This window comes from Pusillimonas sp., from assembly GCF_044464525.1.
GTDB lineage: Bacteria > Pseudomonadota > Gammaproteobacteria > Burkholderiales > Burkholderiaceae_B > Pusillimonas.
Map to the genome: position 1 here is coordinate 1 of NZ_JBIQLE010000062.1, position 3,967 is coordinate 3,967.

Annotated in this window: 4 protein-coding genes; all 4 read left to right on the top strand. The window is 58.9% G+C overall.

Annotated elements, in window-relative coordinates; all coding sequences use genetic code 11:
* Window positions 1-1,053: FAD-binding protein (locus ACIY1O_RS17485; protein ID WP_397476366.1), on the top strand; the 1,053-nt coding region annotated here is incomplete at its 5' end.
* Window positions 1,054-1,066: 13 nt separating this feature from the next.
* Window positions 1,067-1,783: a succinate dehydrogenase iron-sulfur subunit gene (locus tag ACIY1O_RS17490; protein ID WP_397476367.1), complete on the top strand. Its 717-nt coding sequence runs from the start codon at window positions 1,067-1,069 to the stop codon at window positions 1,781-1,783.
* A 12-nt stretch (window positions 1,784-1,795) separates the two neighbouring features.
* Entirely contained in the window at window positions 1,796-2,056 is a 261-nt protein-coding gene (locus tag ACIY1O_RS17495) for an FAD assembly factor SdhE (protein WP_397476368.1), read from the top strand.
* A gap of 16 nt (window positions 2,057-2,072) precedes the next feature.
* Window positions 2,073-3,374: a citrate synthase gene (gene gltA, locus ACIY1O_RS17500; protein WP_397476369.1), complete on the top strand. Its 1,302-nt coding sequence runs from the start codon at window positions 2,073-2,075 to the stop codon at window positions 3,372-3,374.
* Window positions 3,375-3,967: the final 593 nt, after the last annotated feature.

Genomic DNA, 3,967 nt, shown 5'->3' on the forward strand with positions numbered 1-3,967 from the left:
TTCTGGCAGTTCCACCCCACCGGCGTGGCCGGCGCGGGCGTGCTCATCACCGAGGGCGTGCGCGGCGAGGGCGGCATTTTGCTTAATAAAGACGGCGAGCGCTTCATGGAGCGCTACGCCCCGACGCTCAAAGACCTTGCGCCCCGAGACTTCGTCTCGCGCTCGATGGACCAGGAAATCAAAGAAGGCCGTGGCTGTGGCCCCAACGGCGACCACATTCTGCTCAAGCTTGATCACATCGGCGCCGAAACCATCATGAAGCGCCTGCCGTCGATTCGCGAAATCGCCATCAAGTTCGGCAACGTCGATCCCATTAAAGACCCGATTCCTGTTGTGCCCACCATCCACTATCAGATGGGGGGCCTGCCCACCAACATCTATGGCCAGGTCATGGATTGGCGCAACAACGAAGACGTACCTGTACAAGGTTTGTACGCGGTCGGGGAATGCGCGGCAACGTCGGTGCACGGCGCCAACCGCCTGGGCACCAACTCGCTGCTCGACCTTATCGTCTTCGGCCGTGCCGCGGGCAACCACATTGTCGAGTCTCATCCCGAGCGTCAACACGCGCACCAGGATATTCCCGAGTCGTCCATCGATTTCTCGATCGATCGCGTCAACGAGCTCGAAAAACGCAGCTCGGGCGAAAACGTCTACGAAGTGCACAACGCCATGCGTAATAGCATGCAGAACCATTGCGGCGTGTTCCGTACGCTCCAGTTGCTCAACGAAGGCGTAACCGACATGGAACGCATCGCCGAGCGTTGCGATAACGTGTACTTCAAGGACAAGTCCAAGGTTTGGAATACGGCTCGCATGGAGGCGCTTGAACTGGCCAACATGAAGGAAGTCGCACTGGCCACCACCAAGGCGGCCGCCAACCGCACCGAAAGCCGCGGCGCGCACGCACTCGACGATCACCCCGAGCGCGACGACGTCAACTGGCTCGTTCACTCGTTGTGGTACTCCGAAGGCCGGCGTCTCGAATATAAGCCCGTGCAAATGAAGCCCTTGACGGTCGAGAGCTTCCCACCCAAGCCACGGACTTTCTAAGCAGGATACAGAAATGAGCGAAAAACGTATCGTCAAATTTGAAATCTACCGCTACGATCCTGACAAGGACGAGCGTCCCTACATGCAGAAGCTCGAAGTCGAGCTGCACCCCGACGACAAAATGCTGCTCGACGCGCTCACGCGCATCAAGCACGACGTCGACGACAGCCTGGCGTTGCGGCGCTCGTGCCGTGAGGGTGTGTGCGGCTCCGATGCCATGAACATCAATGGCAAGAACGGGCTGGCCTGCACCACAAACCTGCGTGAGCTGAGCGAGCCCATCGTGCTGCGGCCGCTGCCTGGCCTGCCTGTCGTGCGCGACCTCATCGTCGACATGACGCACTTCTTCAATCAATACCACTCCATCAAGCCGTTCCTGATCAACGATCAGCCGCCGCCCGAGAAAGAGCGTCTGCAAACTCCCGAGGCGCGCGAGCAACTCGACGGCTTGTACGAGTGCATCCTGTGTGCCTGCTGCTCGACGGCTTGTCCATCATTCTGGTGGAACCCCGACAAATATGTCGGCCCTGCCGGCTTGCTTCAAGCCTACCGTTTCATCGTGGATAGCCGTGACGAAGCCACAGCCGAGCGCCTCGACAACCTCGAGGATCCTTACCGCCTGTTCCGTTGCCACACCATCATGAACTGTACCGATGTCTGTCCCAAGGGGCTTAACCCAGCGAAGGCTATCGGCCAGATCAAAGAGCTTCTGGTCCGTCGCACTGTCTAAGGCAACAGCCCCATGAAAAAACAGTCGGAAATCGACCGTCCGCGCCTACGTTGGCGAGCCCGGCGCGGCTTGCTGGAAAACGATCTGATCATCACTAAGTTTCTCGATCAGTTTGAAGACCAGCTTACCGATGCCGATGTGCATGCCCTGACTCTCTTGTTTGAGATGGGGGATAACGAATTGCTTGATGTGTTGCTGGCCCGGACCGAGCTCGCCGGAGAATACGATATTCCCGAGTTGCGCCGGCTGGTCGAGCAAATGCGAAAGCTGTGATAACTTAAGGATTGAAATGCAACTTTCAGACAAAAAAGCCACCTTGTCTTTTTCCGATGGCAGCGACTCTGTTGAGTTTCCCGTCTACCAGGGAACCATCGGTCCCGATGTCATCGATATTCGCAAGCTTTATGGTCAAACGGGCATGTTTACCTACGACCCGGGCTTTCTGGCAACAGCTTCGTGCGAATCGGCCATCACCTATATCGACGGTGATAAAGGCCAATTGCTGTACCGTGGCTATCCCATTGACCAGCTCGCAGAAAACTGCGACTTCATGGATGTCAGCTACCTGATCCTGAACGGCGAGTTGCCGAACGCCGATCAGAAGCGTGAATTCGACGCATTGGTCACCAACCACACCATGGTCCACGAGCAGATGCAGATGTTCTTGCGCGGTTTCCGTCGCGATGCGCATCCAATGGCTGTTCTTACCGGCCTGGTGGGCGCCATGTCGGCGTTCTATCATGACGCCACCGACATCACCAACCCGCGCCATCGTGAAATCTCCGCCATTCGCCTGATCGCCAAGCTGCCCACGCTGGTGGCCATGGCGTACAAGTATTCAATGGGCCAGCCCTACATCTACCCGCGCAACGACCTGTCGTACACCGGCAATTTCCTGCGCATGATGTTCGCCACGCCTTGCGAAGAATACGAAGTCAATGACGTGGTTGAGCGCGCGCTTGACCGCATCTTCATCTTGCACGCCGACCACGAGCAAAACGCTTCCACTTCCACCGTGCGTTTGTGCGGCTCGTCCGGCACGAATCCCTTCGCCGCCATTGCGGCCGGGGTGGCATGCCTCTGGGGCCCTGCTCACGGCGGCGCCAACGAAGCCTGCCTGCAGATGCTCGAAGACCTTCAGGCCAATGGCGGAGTCGCCAAGGTTGGCGAGTTCATGGAAAAGGTGAAGGACAAGAACTCGGGCGTGCGCCTGATGGGCTTTGGCCACCGTGTCTACAAGAACTACGATCCGCGCGCGAAGCTCATGCAGGAAACCTGCAAAGAGGTGCTTTCGGCCCTGGGCCTGGAAGACGACCCGCTCTTCAAGCTGGCCATGGAGCTCGAGCGTATCGCGCTGGAAGATCCGTACTTTGTCGAGCGCAAGCTGTACCCGAACGTCGACTTCTACTCTGGCATCGTCCAACGTGCCATTGGCATTCCCACGTCGATGTTCACAGCCATTTTTGCTTTGGCTCGCACGGTCGGCTGGATCGCACAGTGGAACGAGATGATCTCCGACCCCGAGTACAAGATTGGTCGTCCGCGCCAGTTGTACACAGGCGAAGCCCCGCGCGACATCGCGGCAAAGTAGGCTTGGTGCGGCGTAGTCCGTACGCAGTACAAGAAACGCCCTTCGGGGCGTTTTTTTGTAGCTATGCTTGATGGCGGTGCGTTGTTGATTGGGTTCTTAAGCGCCAGTGCCTGCGGGGAAGGGAAAAATCGGCCGCATCCGGCGGCCCCGCTTTGCCGTTCTTATGGTCGGGCGAGATGCGGGGTATATGCAGTGCGCCGCATCACGCGGCCCGGTCCTTCGGCCGGGCTGCCCGCATTTTCTCGGCTTGGTCGGGCGGTGTCCGAACTCAACCTCGCCGCTACGCGGCTCGGGATTCGGACAAGCGGGCACCTTCATCCCGACCAAGCCAAGAAAATGCGGCGCGCGCTGGACGGCGCACTGCATATACCCCGCACCTCACCCTAGCGTTGTGCCGTAATGGTGGCCGGGAAAGAGGCAGTCCGAGTTTAAAATGACCTTAGCCGGCGGCTGCGGGAGAGCTTAAAACCGGACGTCCAGCCGGCGCCGCGTGCTACCGAAGGCAGCGCGGGGGTAGTCGGCGAAAGCTGTGTGAGCTCCGAAGCGCGTAGCGCTGAGGTCAATGGAATGGACGCCTCCACCCGGTTTCGGCA